The following is a 19,601-nucleotide window of genomic DNA, read 5'->3' as shown; positions in this document are numbered from 1 at the left end:
AAATGTATGATAAGATAAAAACTAGTTTAGCTAAGAAGTTAAAAATTAATGAAAAGTATATAGAAAATGTCTTGAAAATGCTAGAAGAGGGTAATACTATTGCATTTATAGCCAGATATCGTAAAGAGATGACTAATTCTCTAGATGAAGTAGCTATTAAAACAATTCAAGATGAATATAATTATTTAAAATCTCTAGAAAAGAGAAAAGAAGAAGTAATTAGGATTATTGAAGAGAAAGGATTACTTACTGAGGAACTTAGAAAAGATATTTTAGTACAAGAAAAATTACAAAGAGTTGAAGATTTGTATAGACCTTTTAAAGAAAAAAGGAAAACAAAAGCAAGTATTTCTAAAGAAAAAGGGCTGGAACCATTGGCTAAATTTATTTCCAGAATACCTAAGACAAAGGTGGAATTAGAAAAAGAAGCAGCAAAGTACATTAATATTGAAAGAGAAGTTAATTCCATAGATGAGGCCATTGCTTTCTCTTTAGACATTATTGCTGAGAATATTTCGGATACAGCTAAATATAGAGAATATATTTTGGAAAATACAAAAAAATTTGGTTCGGTAGAATCTAAACTAAAAAGAAATGGACAAGAAAAAGATTCAAACAAAATTTATTTAAATTACTATGAATATAGTGAAAAAATTTCTAGATTAGCATCTCACAGAATCCTTGCTTTGAATAGAGCGGAGAAAGAGGGAATTATAAACATTTCCATTGTGAACGATAGGGATAGATTATGTAATTATATTTTAAATAATTTTATGGGGAATAAAACTACCGAATTAAAAGATTTATTCTTATCATGTATTGAAGATGCTTATAAGAGGTTAATATTTCCATCAATAGAAAGAGAAATTAGAGCAGAGCTTACTAAAAAAGCAGAAGAAGATTCGGTTGCAATTTTTTCTGTCAACTTAAGGCAATTATTGATGCAATCACCATTAAAAAATAAAAAAGTTTTAGGTATAGATCCAGCTTTTAGAACAGGTTGTAAGTTTGCTGTAGTAGATGAGTATGGGAACTTTGTAACTAAGGGAGTCATGTACCCACATAAACCAGCTACTATTGAAAAACAAAAAGAAGCGGCTAAGATACTAGTAGATGTTATTAAAGAAAATTCTATTAATATAATTGCCATAGGAAATGGTACGGCGTCGAGAGAGACAGAATCATTTGTTTATAATACCTTAAAGGATATTGATTTGAATATTAAGTTTTGTATAGTCAATGAAGCAGGTGCTAGTATATATTCAGCAAGCGAGATTGCTAGAGAAGAGTTTCCTAATTTTAATGTGGAAGAAAGATCAGCAATTTCAATTGCGAGACGTTTGCAAGATCCTCTAAGTGAACTTGTTAAAATTGATCCTCAGTCGATAGGAGTAGGACAATATCAACATGATATAAGTCCAAAATTTTTAGAGAAAGAATTAGCTTTTGTTGTTGAAACTGCGGTTAATTCAATAGGTGTTGATGTTAATACAGCATCAGTTTCTCTAATGTCTTATGTTTCAGCTATTAACAGAACTATTGCAAAAAATATAGAAAATTATCGTAAAGATAAAGGTAAAATTACTACAATTAGAGAACTAGCTAATGTACCTAGACTTGGTAAGAAAACCTTTGAACAAGCAGTAGGTTTTTTTAGGGTAGTCGATGGTGATAACATTTTAGATTCTACAGGCATACATCCAGAATCTTATCATATTGCGGAAAAATTACTAGAAAAACTTGATATAGATAAGAATGAAATTGGGAGTGATAAGATTCTTAAAAAATTGGAAGATGTAGATTTAAAAATTTTGTCCAATGAATTAAAATCAGGTTATGAAACTTTGCTTGATATAGTTATGGATCTAAAGCAACCTATGCGTGATATTAGGGATGATTTTGAGAAACCTTTATTGAGATCAGATATTTTAACAATTGATGATCTGCAAGTAGGAAGTAAATTGAATGGTACAGTAAGAAATATTACTCAATTTGGTGCATTTATCGATATTGGTTTAAAGCAAGATGCTATGGTACATATTTCAAAGATTAGTAAGAAGTTTATAAAAAATCCTTTAGAAGTTCTTTCAGTAGGTCAAATTATAGAAACTTATGTTATTGAAGTAGATAAAGAAAGAGGACGTGTTTCTCTATCCTTATTTAGAGATTAGGAGGTTAGAATGGAGAAAAAAAAGAGATATTTACCCAGTATAGACAGTATTAGGGCAATAGCTGTAATATCTGTGATAATCTATCATATTAATCCTAAATATCTACCGGGTGGATTTTTAGGGGTAGATTTATTCTTTGTGTTATCTGGTTATTTAATCTCATCTCTTATTATGAGAGAGTATAGAATAACAGGTAAGTTAAATCTATGGAATTTCTATATAAGAAGAGCTAGAAGACTATTACCAGCTGTTTACTTGATGATAAGTATAGTACTTATAGTAATGGTACTATTTAATAAATCACTATTAGAAAAAACATATTTAGACGCACTTTTTGGTTATGTTTACTCAAGTAACTGGTGGTATATTTTTCATAAACTAGATTATTTTGACACTTTTTCAACAAGTCCATTTAAACATTTATGGTCATTAGCAATAGAGGAACAGTTTTATCTGTTATTCCCGCTTATTTTCTTAATGTTTAATAATAAAAGTAGGAAAGTAAGATTAACACCAGTTTATAAATTTTTAATCTTTACATTAATTTTTGCGTCATTAGCAACTCACATATATTTATTTGATCCAAGAGATATGAATAGGGTTTACTATGGTACTGATACAAGAGCTTTTGGTTTATTGGTCGGAGTAGCAGGTGCTTTCTTATTTCCAATGTATAAGTTGACTGCAAGAATTAATAAGAAAGAAAGTATATTTTTTACTTTTTTATCAGTAATATCGATAGCTGTGTTTATATGGTCAATGTTCTTTGTATCTGAAAGTGATGAATGGATGTATCGTGGAGGTTTTTTGGTATATTCAATATTATTTTTAATTATAATAATTTCTACTGGTAGGCAAAGAACTTTTATTTCAAGACTTATGTCATTTACACCACTAGTATATATTGGAAAAATATCATATAGTTTATATCTATGGCATTTTCCAATAATAGTTTTAAGTTCTACGGGACAAGAATCATCTTGGATAAGCAATATTTTCAGACTAGTGTTGATCTTTTTTATAGCATTTGTTTCTTATACTATATTTGAAACACCTATCCGAAAATATGGGGTAATTAAGTATTTCAAAGTATTGATTAGATTAATGTTTAGTCTTAGAGGATATAAAAAAATATTGGCAGTATCAATGTCTATTGCAACAATTATATTATTGCTTATGGGGAGTTTAGGAAAAGCTATGCCTATAACATCAACATTCTTTAATAAAGAAGACACTTTTAAGTTGGACTCGGTTTTTCAAACAGGAGCTAATGTAGAAGTTCCACAAACTACGAAACAAGAAGAATCTTCAATAAAAGTTAAAAAATATACAAATTTACTTGTCTTAGGAGATTCGTTGGCGGTTAATATAGGTGAACGTTTCGTTGAGAAATATGCAGGAGCGGTTGTAGATGGAAAGGTATCTAGACAAGGTTATCAAATGGTGGAATTACTACCCAAGTACGCCTCTTACAATATTCCAACAACAGCCGTAATTTACATGATTGGAACCAATGGTAACATTACAAAAAATGAGATAGATGAGATGGTTAAAGCTTTTGACAAAACAGAAGTTTATTTTGTAAATGTAAATGTCCCTAGAGCTTGGCAAGATGCCAATAACAAATTATTAGAAGATGCTAAATCAAGGTATTCTAATGTAAATATTATTGATTGGTATACTTTAGGTAAAAAACATAGAGAATATTTTGAAGCAGATTATGTTCATTTAAATTCAAGTGGTATACAGGCTATGATAAATTTAATATCATCAGCTTTTAAGTATGAAGTAGAAAGTCCTCAAATGATGGAAAAGAAAAAAGCTGAAGAAGAAGCTAAACGAAAAGCTGAGGAGGCCAAGAGAAAAGAGTTAGCAACTCAAACTAGTGTAGTTGTGGAAGCAAGCGAAAGAGAACTTATAGTAACTTCATCAATTCAATAAAATAAAAATATCCTTGTATAAATGAGAAAAAACGTATATAATATAAGTAGTAAAACATTTTCATGGGAGGCTCTAAATGTCACATAAACAAACACCACATATTAAACCTAATGGAGTAGAGATAGCAGAAACTATTCTTTTACCGGGAGATCCACTTAGAGCAAAGTTTATAGCAGAAACATTTTTAGAAGATGCAGTTTGCTTTAATGAAATTCGAGGTATGCTTGGTTATACTGGTACATATAAAGGCAAAAAAATTTCAGTAATGGGAACAGGTATGGGACCAGGTAGTATCGGTATTTATTCATATGAATTAATTCATTTCTTTGGAGTTAAGAATTTAATAAGAATTGGTACTTGTGGTTCTCTGCAAGAACATGTTAAAGTATACGATGTTATTTTAGGGATGGCATCATCAACTAATACCAACTACATGCATCAATACAAGATTCCAGGAACTTTAAGTTTACCTGCATCATACGAGTTATTAAGTAAGGCTTATAACATTGCTAACGAAAAAGATGTAAATGTACATGTAGGTAACATCTTATGTAGTGATATCTTCTATAACGCAGATAAAGATGCAATGAAAAATTGGATGAAGATGGGAGTATTAGGTGTTGAAATGGAATCAACAGCTCTATATGCAAATGCTATTGCTGCTGGGGTAAATGCTTTGACAATCTTAACGGTTTCTGACTCTCTAGTTACAGGGGAAGAAACAAGTCCAGAAGAAAGACAAACAGCTTTTACAAAAATGATGGAGATTGCTTTGGAATTAGCATAATAAATTAGATTAAGGAAGACGAGAACAATGGCTTACAATGAATTATTTGAAAAATGGCTTAACAGCCCAGCATTAACTGAAGAGGAAAAAGCGCAACTATCTGCAGTAACAAAAGAAGAAGAAAAAGAAGATAGATTTTATAAAGAATTAGAATTTGGTACAGCTGGATTACGTGGAAAAGTAGGAATGGGAACAAATCGTATGAACCGTTTTATTATTGCACGTGCATCCAAGGCGATGGCTAAAACTATTATTGACAATGGATTGCAAGACAAAGGTATCGCTATTGCGCATGACTGTCGTTTATTTTCAAAAGAATTTGCTAAATTATCAGCATTAGTAATGGCATCTAATGGAATCAAGGCTTATTTATTTGAAGACTTACGTCCAACTCCAGAGCTATCATATGCTATACGTTATTTAGGAACTGCTAGTGGTATTAATATTACTGCTAGTCATAACCCAAAAGAGTACAATGGCTATAAGGTATATTGGCAAGAAGGATCTCAAATTAAATCTAATATTTCTGATAAAGTTTTAGAGTATATTAATGAAATGGATATTTTTGAAAATTATGTGACTTTAACAGAAGAAGAGGCAATTGAAAAAGGTTTATTAGAGTATATTGGAGAAGAAGTAGATGAAAAATTCTATGAAGAAGTATTAAATCAAACAATTAACGATGACAATCTTGATAAAGGTATCTCAGTAGTATATACTCCATTAAATGGTGCAGGATATAAAGCTGTTACAACAGTTTTAGACCGTCGTGGATTTAAGAATGTTCATATAGTAGAAGAACAAAAAGATCCAGATGGAACATTCCCAACTATTGAATATCCAAATCCAGAAGATACAGCTGCCTTTGAATATAGTGAAAGATTAGCAGAAAAAGTAGGTGCTGATATTTTAATTGCAACTGATCCAGATTGTGATAGGCTTGCGGTTGAGGTTGTTCATAATGGTGAAATTATATCTTTAAATGGAAATCAAGTTGGTGCTTTGTTAGTTCAATATGTTATTGAAAATCAAAAAACACAAGGTAAGTTACCGGAAAATCCATATATCGTTAAATCTATTGTTACATCTAAGATGGTTGAAAAACTATGTGAAGAAAATGGAATTGAAGTATTTAATGTTTTAACAGGATTCAAGAATATTGCAGAATTACCAAATACTTATGACCAAACAAAAGAGAAAAATTATGTAATGGGTTATGAAGAATCAATCGGTTATAATCTTGGAACTTTTGTTCGTGATAAGGATGGAGTAACAACAGCAATGATGTTAGTAGAAGCTGCTGCTTTTTACAAGGCACAAGGTAAGACATTGGTAGATGTATTAGAAAGATTCTATGAAAAATATGGTTTCTATCTAGATAAGACAGTTTCAGTTACTTTAGAAGGAGCAGCTGGTGCTAAACGTATAGAGCGTATGATGGACAAATATCGAGAAATTTACGCTAAAGAAATTTCTGGAGCAGAAGTACTTACAGTAACTGATTATCTATCTGAAAAAGAAATGGATCTTAAGACAGGTGAAGAAAAAGCGACTGGAATTGAAAAAACAGACGCAGTTAAATTCTCATACTCTGATGAAACTTGGTACACACTAAGACCATCAGGAACAGAACCAAAAGTGAAACTATATATCTATGTTCGTGGAGAAGATAAGGCTGAAGCACTTGCTAAGATAGAGACAGTAGAAAAAACAGTATTAGATTTATTGTATTCAATAGAATAATTAAAAGGAGGAGGAGATATCCTCCTTTTTTCTTGACTAAACAATAGTAGAATGCTATTATAAAATTTCAAATATATAAGATGTTTGAGAGATCCATCTATAAAAAAAACTAATAACAGTAGTCTCTCACTATTGTTATTTTTTCTCTTAAACACAAGGAGGAAAAATGAGAAATAATAAGGTTAAAATTTTAACTATCCAAGCATTGATTGCTGCAGTTTACATAGTTTTAACTGTATCTAATTTAGGTTTTTCTTACGGACCTATTCAATTTAGATATAGTGAATCATTAATGCAATTAATAGTATTTAGTCCTTTATTCTTTTTACCACTAACATTAGGAGTAGCAGTTGCTAATATGTTTAGTCCTTTAGGAATAGTTGATGTATTCTTCGGTACAATAGCCACAGGTATTGCTTTAATGTTATCATTAATGGTTTTTAAATTTATAAAAAATAGAGCTATTCGACATATTGTTAATATAGTTATTTATTTATTAGTATGTATGCCGATAATTGCCTTTGAGTTAAGTCTATTTTCTGGTGAAAATGGAGCGAGAGTTGCTTTTGATTTTGCTACATTTACATCATGGTATGTAATCTTAGTAGGATCACAAGCTTTAGTTATGGTTTTGGGTATTGTTGTCACAGAAACTTTACACAAAGTAGTAAACTTGGAAAGAATATTCAAATAATTTTATTAAAATAAACTATTTAAATATTTACTGGGTTAAGTAATAGTAAAAAACGATTTATTAAAAGAAATCGTTTTTTTTTATGCTTTTAACCTCTTGTGAAAAAAGTAAAATTAGAGTAAAATTAGAGTATAACAACATATAAAGGAGAAAATTTTATGTCAAAAGTACATGTTTTTGATCATCCATTGATCCAACATAAACTATCATTTATTCGTGATATTAATACTAGTTCTAAAGATTTTAGGCAGTTAACAAACGAAGTAGGTATGTTGATGGGTTATGAGTTAACAAGAGATCTTCCATTAGAAGAAGTGGAAGTTGAAACTCCCATCCAAGTAACTAAATGTAACAGATTAGCTGGTAAGAAAATTGTTTTCGTACCAATATTAAGAGCAGGTTTAGGTATGGTTGACGGTCTTATGGCTTTACTTCCAGCAGCAAGGGTGGGACATGTTGGTCTGTACCGTGATCCGGAAACTTTGCAGCCGCATGAGTATTTTGTAAAAATTCCTAGTGATCCAGAAAAACGACAATTTATTGTTGTTGATCCTATGCTTGCGACTGGGGGATCTGCAATAGCTGCGATTGATTCTTTAAAACAAAGGGGAGTAACAGATATTAAATTTATGTGTCTTATAGCAGCGCCTGAAGGAGTAGAATTACTTCAAAAAGCCCACCCTGATGTGGAAATTTACATAGCTGGCTTAGATAGTCACTTGAATGACCATGGATATATTGTCCCAGGTCTTGGTGATGCGGGAGATAGAATTTTTGGAACAAAATAATTTGCTTTTAAAAATCTTTAAATATAGATATAAAAGACTTGCTACAAACTACTATAAATATTATAATGGTAGTGTATATCTATCTATCTTTTGTAGTTTATATACTAATTAAATATAGGGAGAGAGGTGGAAATATAGATGCATGAGCAAACATATTTGATAACTAGGTTATTCGGTTCTGATATTACAATAAATCTTCCTAGTGCATTTGCTACTATATTAACTTGCATTATAACATTTTTAGTAGTTGTTTTTTTAACTAATAAGTTAAGTTTGAGACCTAATAGCAAGAGACAAAACTTATTAGAGATAGTAGCGGATCTTGTGAAGAAAGTTATTTCAGATAGTGTTAGTTGGACGAAATATGGTAAAAGCTTCTGGGCAATGGGATTAAGTTTAATTTCTTTGATTGCAGTAGCTAATACGATAGGTGTAATTTTAGAAGTTAGTTATGATAACGTAATATATGTAAATTCGGTTACAGCAGACCCAACATTCACTTTTACAATAGCTATAGCAGTAATTCTATTTACTCACTATTATGGTTTTAGCAATAAGGGCGCTAAGTTTTACTTTGGAACTTATGCATCAGGAGGTATTTTCCTAATCCCATTTAAAATAATTGAAGAGTTTGTTAATGTTTTAACACTGTCAATGCGTTTATATGGGAATATATATGCTGGAGAAGTATTATTGACTATGCTAGTAGGATTAATCGTAACAGGTGGAGCAGTTTATTGGATACCTGGTATGTTAGGATTAATAGCCTGGAAAATATTTTCTCTTTTCATTGGATTTATCCAAGCATACATTTTTACGACAATGTTCTTTATTTACTTATCACACAAAGTAGCAGACGAACATTAAATACATAATTATATAATTTAAATAAAATATTCGGAGGTATAAATAATTATGGGATTATTAGGAGCAGGTATAGCTGCAGGATTAGCGGCATTAGGAGCAGGATTAGGTAATGGATTATTATTTTCTAAATATATGGACGCGTCAGCGAGACAACCAGAATTAGAACCAACTTTTAAATCTAGTGCATTATTAATGTTCGCCCTAGTAGAGGCATTACCTATTTTAGCAATAGTTCTTGCTTTTATTCTTTCAACTAAATAAGTATAAAATACAATATTATAAAAAGCCTAGGAGAATGTAAGTATGTCACAATTAATATTTTTAGCTACTGAACATTCTTCTCATCAAGGATTTAATTTAGGGAATATAGCAGTTAATATTATAGCGGTATTAATCTTATTCTGGGCATTATACAAGTTTGCTTGGGATAAACTTTTAAAAATGTTAGAAGAACGTCAAGAATTAGTAAATAGTCAACTTGATGATGCTGAAAAAAATCAAAAGGAAGCACTAGCTTTACTAAAAGTGAATCAAGAAAAACTTGCTAGTACACAAGCAGAAATCAAAGAGATGATGGAAAATGCTCGTGAACAATCTAAAGTCGAAAGAGAATCTATTGTTAATGATGCTAAATTACAAGCAGAAATATTAAAAGAAAATGCTAAACGTGATATCGCAGATGAGAAGAACAAAGCACTTGCTGAAATTAATAAGCAAGTGGCGGAATTATCTATATTAGTTGCATCAAAAATTATCGAAAAAGATATGGATGCAAAGGAACAAAGTGCTTTTGTAGATAAAATTTTAAAAGAGGTAGGGGATAAGTAATGAAGAACAAAGTTTTAGCTGGAAAAATAGCGAAATCTCTATTTAACATTGCTAAAGAAAATGATGCTTTGTTGGTTGTTGAAAATGATTTAACAGAATCATCAAAAAGTATATTGAACGAACAATCATTCATTACCTTGATGAATAACCCAAATATATTGAAAGAAAAAAAATGTCAAATTATTGATGCAGCATTTAAAGGTGTTAATCCTTATGTAGTAAATGTAATAAAAATATTGGCAAATAATTTACATGTGAATTTAATTGATGAGGTAAGGGAAGACTTCCAAAAACTCAACAATAAATTTAATAAAACACAACTTGTAAAGGTTGAATCAGTTTACAAATTAACTGATGAAGAATTAGAAAAAGTGGCTAATGCCATTAAGTCTAAAATAAAAGTAGACAATGTAGAAATTGAGAATGTACTTGACGAGACTTTAATTGGAGGATTAAGAATTTCTTATGATGGAAAAGTTATTGATTCCACTATAAAAGCTCGTATTCAGGAAATGAAAAATAAACTTTCTACAATCTAGTTTTTAAAAATTAAGGAGGGACACAGATGGCTATTAAAGCTGAAGAAATTAGTGCATTATTGAAATCACAAATAGAAGATTATCAGTTTGAATTAAAGTCAACAGATGTCGGAAGTGTTATTGAAGTTGGAGATGGAATAGCACGTGTTTATGGTCTTAATGACGTAATGAGTGGAGAGTTGGTTGAATTTCCGAAAACAGGAGTTATGGGACTTGCTCAAAACTTAGAAGAGACAAATGTAGGTATAGTAATTTTAGGACCTAGCACAAACATTATTGAAGGTGATGAAGTAAGAAGAACAGGACGAGTTATGGACGTGCCTGTTGGAGAAGAACTTATTGGTCGTGTAGTAAACCCATTAGGACAACCAGTAGATGGACGTGGTGCAATTAATACAAGTAAACGTCGTCCAATTGAGTCACCAGCTGTTGGAGTAATGGGACGTAAATCAGTTTCTGTTCCATTCCAAACGGGAATTAAAGCAATTGATGCCTTGGTTCCAATCGGCAGAGGACAAAGAGAACTTATTATTGGAGATAGACAAACTGGAAAAACAGCTGTTGCTATTGATTCAATTCTTGCACAAAAAGGACAAAATGTTATTTGTATCTATGTAGCAATAGGTCAAAAAGAATCAACAGTACGAAGTGTTGTTGAAACATTAAAAAACCATGGAGCAATGGATTATACAATTGTAGTAACAGCATCAGCATCGCAACCAGCACCCTTATTATACATAGCACCTTATGCTGGTGTAACAATAGCTGAAGAATTTATGTTTTCTGGTAAAGATGTAGTAATAGTTTATGATGATTTATCAAAACAAGCTGCTGCTTATCGTGAGCTATCATTATTATTAAAACGTCCACCAGGACGTGAAGCATACCCAGGAGATGTATTCTACTTACACTCACGCTTATTAGAGAGAGCAGCACGTGTAAATGAAGATTTTGGTGGTGGGTCAATCACTGCTTTACCATTTGTAGAAACACAAGCAGGAGATATCTCAGCTTATGTACCTACTAATGTAATTTCTATTACAGATGGACAAATTTTCTTGCAATCAGATTTATTCTTCTCTGGTGTACGTCCAGCTATTAACGCTGGTTTATCAGTATCTAGGGTAGGAGGGTCTGCTCAAATTAAGGCAATGAAAAAAGTAGCAGGGACACTACGTTTAGACTTGGCATCTTACCGTGAACTTGAAAGTTTTGCTCAGTTTGGTTCTGATCTAGATCCAGCTACACGTGCTAAACTAGAAAGAGGAAAAAGAACAGTCGAGGTTCTAAAACAAGATTTACATAAACCAATACCTGTTGAAAAACAAGTAATGATTATTTACGCTCTAACTAAAGGATATTTAGATGATATCGAAGTTAAAGATATCCATAGATTCGAAAATGAATTTTATGCATATTTAGATGCAGGTTCAAATGAAGCAATCAAATACATTCAAGAAACAAAAGATTTACCATCTGATGAGATCATGAATGAAGTAATTGAAACATTCAAAAAAACTTTCTCTTAAAATATAATTAGAAAAGGCGGTGAATTAGTTGGCATCACTTAGAGATATAAAGAATAAAATTAATTCTACTAAGAAAACAAGCCACATCACTAAAGCTATGGAAATGGTATCTACTTCTAAATTAATGAAGGCACAATCTAATGCACTTAGATTTACACCTTATATGAAAAAAATTCAAGAAGTAATGTCTACTATCTTTTCTAATAATACGAATTTACAGCATCCAATGTTAGTTCAAAGAGAAGTGAAAAAGACACTATATGTAGTTATTACAAGTGATAGTGGTTTATGTGGAGGATTTAACTCTAACATAATTAGAAATTTTGTAAAAACTGTTTCGGAACGTCATTCAAGTTTAGAAGAATATGGAATTATAGCTATAGGGAATTATGGGGCTGAATTTTTTAGGAGAAATAATTTTCCATTAGTTGATTTTTATAAAGATGTTCCAGACGAACCGAGCTTTTTACAGGTAAAGAATATTACTAATAAAGTTATAGGTTACTATATAAATAAAGAATATGACAGAATTTATTTACATTACAATCACTTTGTTAGTATGATTTCTCAAGTGGTAACTGAAGATCAAGTGCTACCAATTGAGAATATAAATGAAATAGCAGAGCAATCAGATGCAGCTATTTCATCATATAAATTTGAACCAAGTGCAGCAGGTGTATTGAATATAATACTCCCACAATATGCAGAATCAATGATATATGGTTCGATTTTAGATAGTAAAGCAAGTGAGCACTCAGCACGTAAGAATGCTATGAAGAACTCGACAGATAATGCTAAAGGTATTATTGATGATCTATCTATTAAATATAACAGAGCAAGGCAAGCAGCTATTACTCAAGAAATTACTGAAATTGTAGCTGGTGCTGCAGCAGCACAATAATAGAAAATTGAAAGGAGAAGCTACTAGTTAGCACAGAACATAATGAATAAAGGTTATATTCTCCAAGTTATGGGACCTGTTGTAGATGTTCAATTCGAAGCAGGTAAAATGCCAGATTTATTAAATGCTTTAGAAGTAGAAGTAGATCGTGGTAATGGAAATAAAGAAAAGTTAGTATTAGAAGTATCTCTACATATTGGAGATAATGCGGTAAGAACTATAGCTATGGCTTCAACAGATGGTTTAAACCGAGGTGCTGAAGTTATTGACACAGGAGCACCTATATCGGTGCCGGTAGGTGATTTTACTTTAGGTCGTGTATTTAATGTTTTAGGTGAACCAATTGATAATAAAGAAGCTGCGGGGGCAGAAGTAAAAAAAGATTCAATTCACAGAGAAGCTCCAATTTTTGATGATCTTTCTACTCAAGTGGAAGTTTTAGAAACAGGTATCAAAGTAATAGATTTATTAGCGCCTTATATAAAAGGTGGGAAAATTGGTTTATTCGGAGGAGCTGGAGTTGGAAAAACAGTTCTAATTCAAGAACTTATTAACAATGTAGCACAACAGCACGGTGGTATTTCTGTATTTGCTGGAGTTGGAGAGCGTACTCGTGAAGGAAATGATCTTTACTATGAAATGAGTGACTCAGGAGTTATTAATAAAACAGCCATGGTATTTGGTCAAATGAATGAGCCACCTGGTGCACGTATGCGTGTTGCTTTATCAGGTCTTACAATGGCAGAGCATTTCCGTGATGAAGAAGGGCAAGATGTCTTATTGTTTATTGATAACATCTTCCGTTTCACACAAGCAGGATCTGAGGTATCAGCTTTATTAGGACGTATGCCATCAGCCGTGGGATATCAACCAACATTGGCAACAGAAATGGGACGTTTACAAGAGCGTATTACATCAACTAAAAAAGGTTCGGTTACATCTATTCAAGCAATTTATGTACCAGCTGATGATTATACTGACCCTGCACCAGCAACAACATTCTCTCATTTAGATGCAACAACAAACTTGGAGCGTTCTCTAACAGAGATGGGTATATACCCAGCGGTAGATCCATTAGCATCTACATCAAGAGCTCTTTCTCCAGAAATAGTTGGAGAGGAGCATTATGAAGTTGCAACACGTGTGCAAAAAACTATTCAAAAATACCGTGAATTACAAGATATTATTGCAATTTTAGGTATGGATGAATTATCAGAAGAAGATAAGAAAACAGTTGATCGTGCAAGACGTATTCAATTCTTCTTATCACAAAATTTCCATGTTGCTGAGCAATTCACAGGACAAGCAGGATCTTATGTACCAGTATCTGAATCTGTAGAAGCATTTAAAGATATATTAGATGGTAAATACGATCATATTCCAGAAGATTGCTTCCGCTTAGTTGGTGGAATTGAATTTGTATTAGAAAAAGCGCGTAAACTTGGAGTCGAAGTATAATTAGGAGGTAAGGTATGAATACTATGAAAGTAACAATAGCTACCCCTAATGGAGAAGTTTTTAGTTCAGAAGATATAAAATTACTTACACTAGAAACACATACGGGATCTTTAGGAATCATGGCTAATCATGAACCTTTAGTAACTACACTAAAAATTGGCGTTTTAAAAGTTGTTAATAATAAAGATGTATATACTTATTTTGCAGTAAGTGAAGGCTTTGCAGAATGTCATGGAAAAGATGTTTCTATATTAGTTCAATCAGCAGAATCTGCTGCAACAATAGATATTGCTCGTGCAGAAAGAGCTAAAGTTCGTGCAGAGCAAAGAATTAGCTTAAAAGGTGATAATGACTTAGTTAGGGCGGAGCTAGCTCTTGCTAAGGCAATTACTAGGCTAAAAGTAGTTGGAATGAAATAAATAAAAAACTTCTGAAGTATACAGACTTCAGAAGTTTTTTATTTATGATAGCTTGTCGATTAAATTTATTACACTAAATTTGGTAAATAGGTCTATTATTTTAAGAATTTTTACATTTTCTCTTCAATTTGATATAATATAAGGATAGTATAAAATTAGAGAGGATAATCAAATGAATATAGCATTATTTTCCGATACATATTATCCAGAAATTAATGGAGTAGCAACATCTGTTTATCAATTAAAAATAGGTTTGGAAAAATTGGGACATAAAGTTTACGTATTTACAACAGCTAGCCCTAATTATAAATCACTTGATAATGAATATAGAGTATTTAGTATTCCTTTTGTTTTAATGAAAGATAGAAGAGCTTCATTACCAATTTATTTAAAATGGCTACGAATAATAAAGAAATTGAATATAGATATAATTCACACACATACTGAATTTTCTTTCGGTGTTTTGGGAATGAGAGTTGCTAAAAAGTTAAATATTAAACATATTCACACCTATCACACTATATACGAAGATTATTTACATTATTTAAAGTTACCAAAAAATAAACATACTATAAAATTTGTCCAAGCAGCAAGTAGATTATATTGTAATAAAACTACAGAAATTGTTGCTCCATCAGAAAAAACTAAGAAGTTACTAGAAGAATATGGGATTACTACAGAAGTTACGGTTATACCTACAGGTATAGATCTAGATAAATTTACTTATATTGATTATTCAAAAGTTTCAAAACTAAGAAAAGAGTATAATATTACCGATAACGAAGTAATTATGCTTAGTGTGAGTAGGCTATCAAAAGAAAAGGATGTAGATAAATCAGTATTAATTTTTTCTAAATTATTTAAAAAGTATTTTAATATTAAATTAATAATTGTAGGTGATGGTCCATACAGAAAAGAATTAGAGATCTTAGTAGATACTTTAAATTTACAGGATAGAGTTTTCTTCACTGGTTATGTCTCATGGGATGAAATTCAGAATTATTATGCTATAGGTAATATATTTTTATCGTCTTCAACAAGTGAAACACAAGGATTAACTTATTTGGAAGCCTTGGCTGCCAAATTGTATTTATTAGTAAAACGTGATGATAGTTTAGTTGGTATACTAGAAGATGTGAATTCTTGCTATAGCTTCACTAATTATGAAGAATTTTTAGAGGGATATGAGAAAATATTAAAAAAATTAGAAAGTAGAAATTCACCTATAATTAATGAAAGATACTCTCAAGAAGGATATGCAAAAAATATAGAAAGTATATATATGAAATATATTGAGAAAATAGATGAAAAATAGAATATTATTCGGAATAACTTTATTATCAATACTTCCATTTTTATATTTAATATATGTTAAGGCCTATAGATTTAATCTTTCCATAGATGTAAATGTATGGTATTTCGTAGAAAGAATAAGATCTAATGAATTGACTAAATTTTTTTCTACAATAACTCATCTAGGAGATGCATGGTTGTTTGTTATTCTTATGACGGCTTTAGTTATTTGGATTATAAAAAGAAAAAGTAATTTAAAATTAGCTGCTTGGTTAGGTTTTTCAGCTATACTAGGAGCATGGCTTATGAATAAGTTTATAAAAGAATATTTCATGAGACCTAGGCCCTTTGTATCGGGATATATAGAGAACTTAACAAGTGCAAGTGGATATTCATTTCCAAGTGGTCACTCTATGGGTTCAATAATTTGTTATATATTAATTGCATATATTTTTTCTTTATATAGCAGGAGTAAATTTATTAATATACTTGTATATGTAGGCTTGATAATATTATCGGCTATAATAGCAATTAGTAGGGTTTATTTAGGGGTACACTATCCAACAGATATAATTGCTGGTTTTACATTTGGAATTTTCATAGTTAATATTTTTATAATAATACGAAGATTTTTAGTTAAAGTATAATTATTAAAGTATAATTATTAAAGGCTAAGTTAAAAGAGGATAGATAAAAATAAGATAAATTAGTAGATATGAAAAATAAATAATAGTTAAAGATTCAAAAAAAATAATATATCTGTTATAATGTATATATTGACATACAGTAAGAAAATCTTAATCTATTTTAATGCATAGTTTAAAAGGAGACTATTATATGACAGAAAATTTAAAATATATAAAGAAAGAGGAGCAGAGTAAATTAAATATAAAAGATTTAATAACCTTAGGTTTATATAATTTGTTAATAATTTTACTTATGGGGGTGGGAGTAGGAGTTTGTGCTGCGTTTTTCTCATTTGCTTTTAATGGACAATATTATTTCGCTATTTTCACCACTGTGGGAACAGGTTTATTTGCAGCTCCAGCTTTCAGTCTTATTTTCAATAAAATCAAAAAGAAGAATGCGATACTAATTACTACACTTATCCAGGCTGTCTTTTTATTGTTATCTGGACATGCAGCTATTGCATTCTTTATTACTATAGTTGCAGCCATATTAGCTGAATATTTCTTTAGAAAAAATAACGAATATTTATCCTATTTAGCTTATACTTTTGGAGGGATAGGTGCAATTATTCCAGTATACTTTATGAAAGATTCATATATTCAACATCTAAGAGACAAAGAATATTCTCAAGAGAAAATTGACTTTATTATGCATAGTTCTAGTTTATCAGTTTTATTAGCTGTAGTTATTGCGACAGTTATACTTACACTTTTAGGGACCTATATAGGAAGAAAAATATATTTTAAAAATTTTGATAAAGCAGGAATTTAATTTATGTATCTAAGATTAGATATAAGAGCCAAGATATTATTACTATTACTTACTAATCTTTTAATGTTTAAAAGCATAAGTACTAAAGAGCATTTTATATTATCCACTATCATGTTTATTTTGATTACGATATTTTCAAGTTTTAAACATGGATTTAGGATATATAGTATATATTTATTTTTTGCACTATATGAAATGTTTTTTGGTCAAGTGACGACTATAAAAATATTTGATACATTTATGTTAGTAAGTGCTCTAATGTTTAAAACAATTTATCTACCAATATGCGCAGGTATAATATTGGTAGATGGTACTAAAGTTTCAGAATTAATAACATTTCTTAGAAAAATAAAAATACCTAATTCTTTTATTATAGTTTTAGCAGTGATTTTTAGATTTTTCCCAATTATGCTAAGAGACTACAAACATATAAGTAATTCTTTAAAAATGAAGGGTATAGGGCTTAGTAAGTTTTATTATATACGATACCCCTTAAAATTTATGGAGTATGTGTTTGTTCCTTATGTAATAATTTCTAGTAATATTGCAAATGAATTATCAATTTCTTGCTTATGTAGAGGAATAGAGAATTCAGAAAATGCGACTTCAATACAAGTATTGAAATTTGAAATAGTAGATTATATATTTATATTGTTTATAATAATTATGAGTTATGTAGTTTTTACACTATAGATAAGAGTGGAGCTAAGTTAGCTCCACTTTTCTATATATTAGGAGGTTAAAATGATAGAATTTAAAAATTTCTCATTCAAATATGAAAAATCAGATGAATTAAATGTAGATAATTTAAATTTAAAAATTGAAAAAGGGCAGCTTGTTTTATTTACAGGTCCTTCTGGTTCTGGAAAAACAAGTATTCTAAAACTTTTAAATGGACTAGCTCCAGAATTTTTTGAAGGAGGATTTAAAGGAGAATTGAAAGTAGCACATTTAAGTATAGGAAACTCTTTATCAGAGTTTTCTGATGTGGTAGGAAGTGTATTTCAAAATCCTAAAAATCAATTCTTTCATTTAGATTCAACAAGTGAATTAGCTTTTTCAATGGAAAATAAGGGTTATAAGCCAGAATTAATAAAGCAAAGAATAGTAGAAGTAGCGGAAGAGTTTTCAGCTAAACATCTTATTGATAGAGAAATTTTAGGTTTATCAGGAGGAGAAAAACAAAAATTAGCATTTATGTCTAATATGATGCTAGATGCAGATATATATATATTAGATGAAGTAACTAGTAACCTAGATTTGAAATCTATAGATTTAATTACAGATGTAATTAAAAAACTAAAAGATAAAGGTAAAACAATAGTCATTGCAGAGCATCGTATATACTATCTTAAAGACTTAATAGATAGAATGTTTATTGTTGTTAATGGAAAACTTATCCATGAATTTTCTCAAGAAGATATTAAAGATTTTGATGGGACTAAATGTAGAACTAGACAATTAGATATGAGTAAGGTAAATATTTTAAAGAAAAAGAAAATAATAAACAAGAATGGATTTTTAAAATTAGTTGATTTTTCTTATAAGATCATAGATAAAAATATTACTATAAACAAAAGTTTTTCAACAGGTAGAGTATATAGTATTATAGGTGAGAATGGTTGCGGTAAAACTACATTTGCTAATGCTTTGAGTGGATTTATAAAATCGAATGGAAATATAATACTAGACGAAAAAAAGTTAAGAAAAAAAGATTTAATAAAAAATTCTTTTATGGTAATGCAGGATGTTAATTATCAATTATTTACAAATTCTGTAGAAGGAGAAATAAAGTTAGGAGCTACTAACTTAGAAGAGTTTGATAGCATTGTAGAAAAACTTAATTTAAAACACTTATTAAAAAAACACCCAAATATGTTATCTGGCGGTGAAAAACAGAGGGTAGTTATAGCTTCTGCTTTAATATCCAATAAAAAAATACTTATTTTGGATGAACCAACCAGTGGTTTGGATTTTAAAAATATGTATGAATTAGCTAATTTATTAAAAGAAGTTGCTAAAAAAGATATCATAATTATTATAATAACTCACGATTATGAATTTCTATGTACAGTTGCAGATGAGGTATTGTATTTTGATTCAAATGGAATAAATGAAAAAATAGAAGCTAGTGATGAAAATAAAAATAAGATACTAGATTTAATGATGAAATAAAGAGATG

General features: G+C 30.2%; 19 protein-coding genes. All 19 read left to right on the top strand.

Annotated elements, in window-relative coordinates:
• Positions 1–2: 2 nt before the first annotated feature.
• Complete coding sequence (locus tag HZY82_RS00275) at positions 3–2,171, top strand: Tex family protein (protein WP_135156637.1); 2,169 nt, start codon at positions 3–5, stop codon at positions 2,169–2,171.
• A gap of 9 nt (positions 2,172–2,180) precedes the next feature.
• Complete coding sequence (locus HZY82_RS00270) at positions 2,181–4,112, top strand: acyltransferase family protein (RefSeq protein ID WP_179938335.1); 1,932 nt, start codon at positions 2,181–2,183, stop codon at positions 4,110–4,112.
• Positions 4,113–4,188: 76 nt separating this feature from the next.
• Positions 4,189–4,899: a purine-nucleoside phosphorylase gene (gene deoD / locus HZY82_RS00265; RefSeq protein WP_135156640.1), complete on the top strand. Its 711-nt coding sequence runs from the start codon at positions 4,189–4,191 to the stop codon at positions 4,897–4,899.
• 27 nt (positions 4,900–4,926) lie between these two features.
• Positions 4,927–6,642 (top strand): phospho-sugar mutase, encoded by a 1,716-nt coding sequence (locus tag HZY82_RS00260; RefSeq protein WP_135156642.1) that lies wholly within the window; start codon positions 4,927–4,929, stop codon positions 6,640–6,642.
• 166 nt (positions 6,643–6,808) lie between these two features.
• Positions 6,809–7,336 carry a QueT transporter family protein gene (locus HZY82_RS00255; RefSeq protein ID WP_135156644.1) on the top strand — a complete coding sequence of 176 codons (528 nt, stop codon included), beginning with the start codon at positions 6,809–6,811 and terminating at the stop codon, positions 7,334–7,336.
• A 158-nt stretch (positions 7,337–7,494) separates the two neighbouring features.
• On the top strand, positions 7,495–8,124 hold the full coding sequence (gene upp, locus HZY82_RS00250) for a uracil phosphoribosyltransferase (protein ID WP_135156646.1): 630 nt from the start codon (positions 7,495–7,497) through the stop codon (positions 8,122–8,124).
• A 138-nt stretch (positions 8,125–8,262) separates the two neighbouring features.
• Complete coding sequence (gene atpB / locus HZY82_RS00245) at positions 8,263–8,991, top strand: F0F1 ATP synthase subunit A (RefSeq protein ID WP_179938333.1); 729 nt, start codon at positions 8,263–8,265, stop codon at positions 8,989–8,991.
• Between the two features lie 48 nt (positions 8,992–9,039).
• On the top strand, positions 9,040–9,252 hold the full coding sequence (gene atpE, locus HZY82_RS00240; protein WP_135156650.1) for a F0F1 ATP synthase subunit C: 213 nt from the start codon (positions 9,040–9,042) through the stop codon (positions 9,250–9,252).
• Between the two features lie 42 nt (positions 9,253–9,294).
• Positions 9,295–9,819, top strand: a complete 525-nt coding sequence (atpF, locus tag HZY82_RS00235; protein WP_179938331.1) for a F0F1 ATP synthase subunit B — start codon at positions 9,295–9,297, stop codon at positions 9,817–9,819.
• Complete coding sequence (gene atpH, locus HZY82_RS00230) at positions 9,819–10,358, top strand: ATP synthase F1 subunit delta (protein WP_179938329.1); 540 nt, start codon at positions 9,819–9,821, stop codon at positions 10,356–10,358. The genes atpF and atpH overlap by 1 nt, the downstream gene beginning before the upstream one ends.
• 26 nt (positions 10,359–10,384) lie before the next feature.
• Positions 10,385–11,887: a F0F1 ATP synthase subunit alpha gene (atpA, locus tag HZY82_RS00225; protein ID WP_135156656.1), complete on the top strand. Its 1,503-nt coding sequence runs from the start codon at positions 10,385–10,387 to the stop codon at positions 11,885–11,887.
• A gap of 28 nt (positions 11,888–11,915) precedes the next feature.
• Entirely contained in the window at positions 11,916–12,788 is an 873-nt protein-coding gene (gene atpG / locus HZY82_RS00220; protein WP_135156658.1) for an ATP synthase F1 subunit gamma, read from the top strand.
• Positions 12,789–12,830: 42 nt separating this feature from the next.
• The gene (atpD, locus tag HZY82_RS00215) at positions 12,831–14,246 is read left to right on the top strand and encodes a F0F1 ATP synthase subunit beta (protein WP_135156660.1); all 1,416 of its coding nucleotides are present in this window, start codon (positions 12,831–12,833) and stop codon (positions 14,244–14,246) included.
• Positions 14,247–14,260: 14 nt separating this feature from the next.
• A complete protein-coding gene (locus HZY82_RS00210) occupies positions 14,261–14,665 on the top strand; it encodes a F0F1 ATP synthase subunit epsilon (RefSeq protein WP_179938327.1) in 405 nt (134 codons plus the stop codon).
• A 172-nt stretch (positions 14,666–14,837) separates the two neighbouring features.
• The gene (locus HZY82_RS00205; RefSeq protein ID WP_135156664.1) at positions 14,838–15,980 is read left to right on the top strand and encodes a glycosyltransferase family 4 protein; all 1,143 of its coding nucleotides are present in this window, start codon (positions 14,838–14,840) and stop codon (positions 15,978–15,980) included.
• On the top strand, positions 15,970–16,605 hold the full coding sequence (locus HZY82_RS00200; RefSeq protein ID WP_135156666.1) for a phosphatase PAP2 family protein: 636 nt from the start codon (positions 15,970–15,972) through the stop codon (positions 16,603–16,605). Before HZY82_RS00205 ends, HZY82_RS00200 begins: the two co-directional genes overlap by 11 nt.
• A 190-nt stretch (positions 16,606–16,795) precedes the next feature.
• Positions 16,796–17,419 carry an MptD family putative ECF transporter S component gene (locus HZY82_RS00195; protein ID WP_135156668.1) on the top strand — a complete coding sequence of 208 codons (624 nt, stop codon included), beginning with the start codon at positions 16,796–16,798 and terminating at the stop codon, positions 17,417–17,419.
• A gap of 3 nt (positions 17,420–17,422) precedes the next feature.
• A complete protein-coding gene (locus HZY82_RS00190; protein ID WP_135156670.1) occupies positions 17,423–18,112 on the top strand; it encodes an energy-coupling factor transporter transmembrane component T family protein in 690 nt (229 codons plus the stop codon).
• 51 nt (positions 18,113–18,163) lie between these two features.
• On the top strand, positions 18,164–19,594 hold the full coding sequence (locus HZY82_RS00185) for an ATP-binding cassette domain-containing protein (RefSeq protein WP_135156672.1): 1,431 nt from the start codon (positions 18,164–18,166) through the stop codon (positions 19,592–19,594).
• The last annotated feature ends 7 nt before the right edge of the window (positions 19,595–19,601 follow it).

This window comes from Gemella sp. GL1 (assembly GCF_013415365.1).
In the GTDB taxonomy this organism is placed as follows: domain Bacteria; phylum Bacillota; class Bacilli; order Staphylococcales; family Gemellaceae; genus Gemelliphila.
Note: the sequence above shows the minus strand (reverse complement) of the source record. Positions and strands in the feature narration are given on the sequence as shown.

What these genes read in the sequence shown, in the direction of transcription:
- HZY82_RS00275 (WP_135156637.1), top strand. Translation starts at nt 3, where the DNA reads ATGTATGATAAGATAAAAACTAGTTTAGCTAAGAAGTTAAAAATTAAT.
- HZY82_RS00270 (WP_179938335.1), top strand. Translation starts at nt 2,181, where the DNA reads ATGGAGAAAAAAAAGAGATATTTACCCAGTATAGACAGTATTAGGGCA.
- deoD (WP_135156640.1), top strand. Translation starts at nt 4,189, where the DNA reads ATGTCACATAAACAAACACCACATATTAAACCTAATGGAGTAGAGATA.
- HZY82_RS00260 (WP_135156642.1), top strand. Translation starts at nt 4,927, where the DNA reads ATGGCTTACAATGAATTATTTGAAAAATGGCTTAACAGCCCAGCATTA.
- HZY82_RS00255 (WP_135156644.1), top strand. Translation starts at nt 6,809, where the DNA reads ATGAGAAATAATAAGGTTAAAATTTTAACTATCCAAGCATTGATTGCT.
- upp (WP_135156646.1), top strand. Translation starts at nt 7,495, where the DNA reads ATGTCAAAAGTACATGTTTTTGATCATCCATTGATCCAACATAAACTA.
- atpB (WP_179938333.1), top strand. Translation starts at nt 8,263, where the DNA reads ATGCATGAGCAAACATATTTGATAACTAGGTTATTCGGTTCTGATATT.
- atpE (WP_135156650.1), top strand. Translation starts at nt 9,040, where the DNA reads ATGGGATTATTAGGAGCAGGTATAGCTGCAGGATTAGCGGCATTAGGA.
- atpF (WP_179938331.1), top strand. Translation starts at nt 9,295, where the DNA reads ATGTCACAATTAATATTTTTAGCTACTGAACATTCTTCTCATCAAGGA.
- atpH (WP_179938329.1), top strand. Translation starts at nt 9,819, where the DNA reads ATGAAGAACAAAGTTTTAGCTGGAAAAATAGCGAAATCTCTATTTAAC.
- atpA (WP_135156656.1), top strand. Translation starts at nt 10,385, where the DNA reads ATGGCTATTAAAGCTGAAGAAATTAGTGCATTATTGAAATCACAAATA.
- atpD (WP_135156660.1), top strand. Translation starts at nt 12,831, where the DNA reads ATGAATAAAGGTTATATTCTCCAAGTTATGGGACCTGTTGTAGATGTT.
- HZY82_RS00210 (WP_179938327.1), top strand. Translation starts at nt 14,261, where the DNA reads ATGAATACTATGAAAGTAACAATAGCTACCCCTAATGGAGAAGTTTTT.
- HZY82_RS00205 (WP_135156664.1), top strand. Translation starts at nt 14,838, where the DNA reads ATGAATATAGCATTATTTTCCGATACATATTATCCAGAAATTAATGGA.
- HZY82_RS00200 (WP_135156666.1), top strand. Translation starts at nt 15,970, where the DNA reads ATGAAAAATAGAATATTATTCGGAATAACTTTATTATCAATACTTCCA.
- HZY82_RS00195 (WP_135156668.1), top strand. Translation starts at nt 16,796, where the DNA reads ATGACAGAAAATTTAAAATATATAAAGAAAGAGGAGCAGAGTAAATTA.
- HZY82_RS00190 (WP_135156670.1), top strand. Translation starts at nt 17,423, where the DNA reads ATGTATCTAAGATTAGATATAAGAGCCAAGATATTATTACTATTACTT.
- HZY82_RS00185 (WP_135156672.1), top strand. Translation starts at nt 18,164, where the DNA reads ATGATAGAATTTAAAAATTTCTCATTCAAATATGAAAAATCAGATGAA.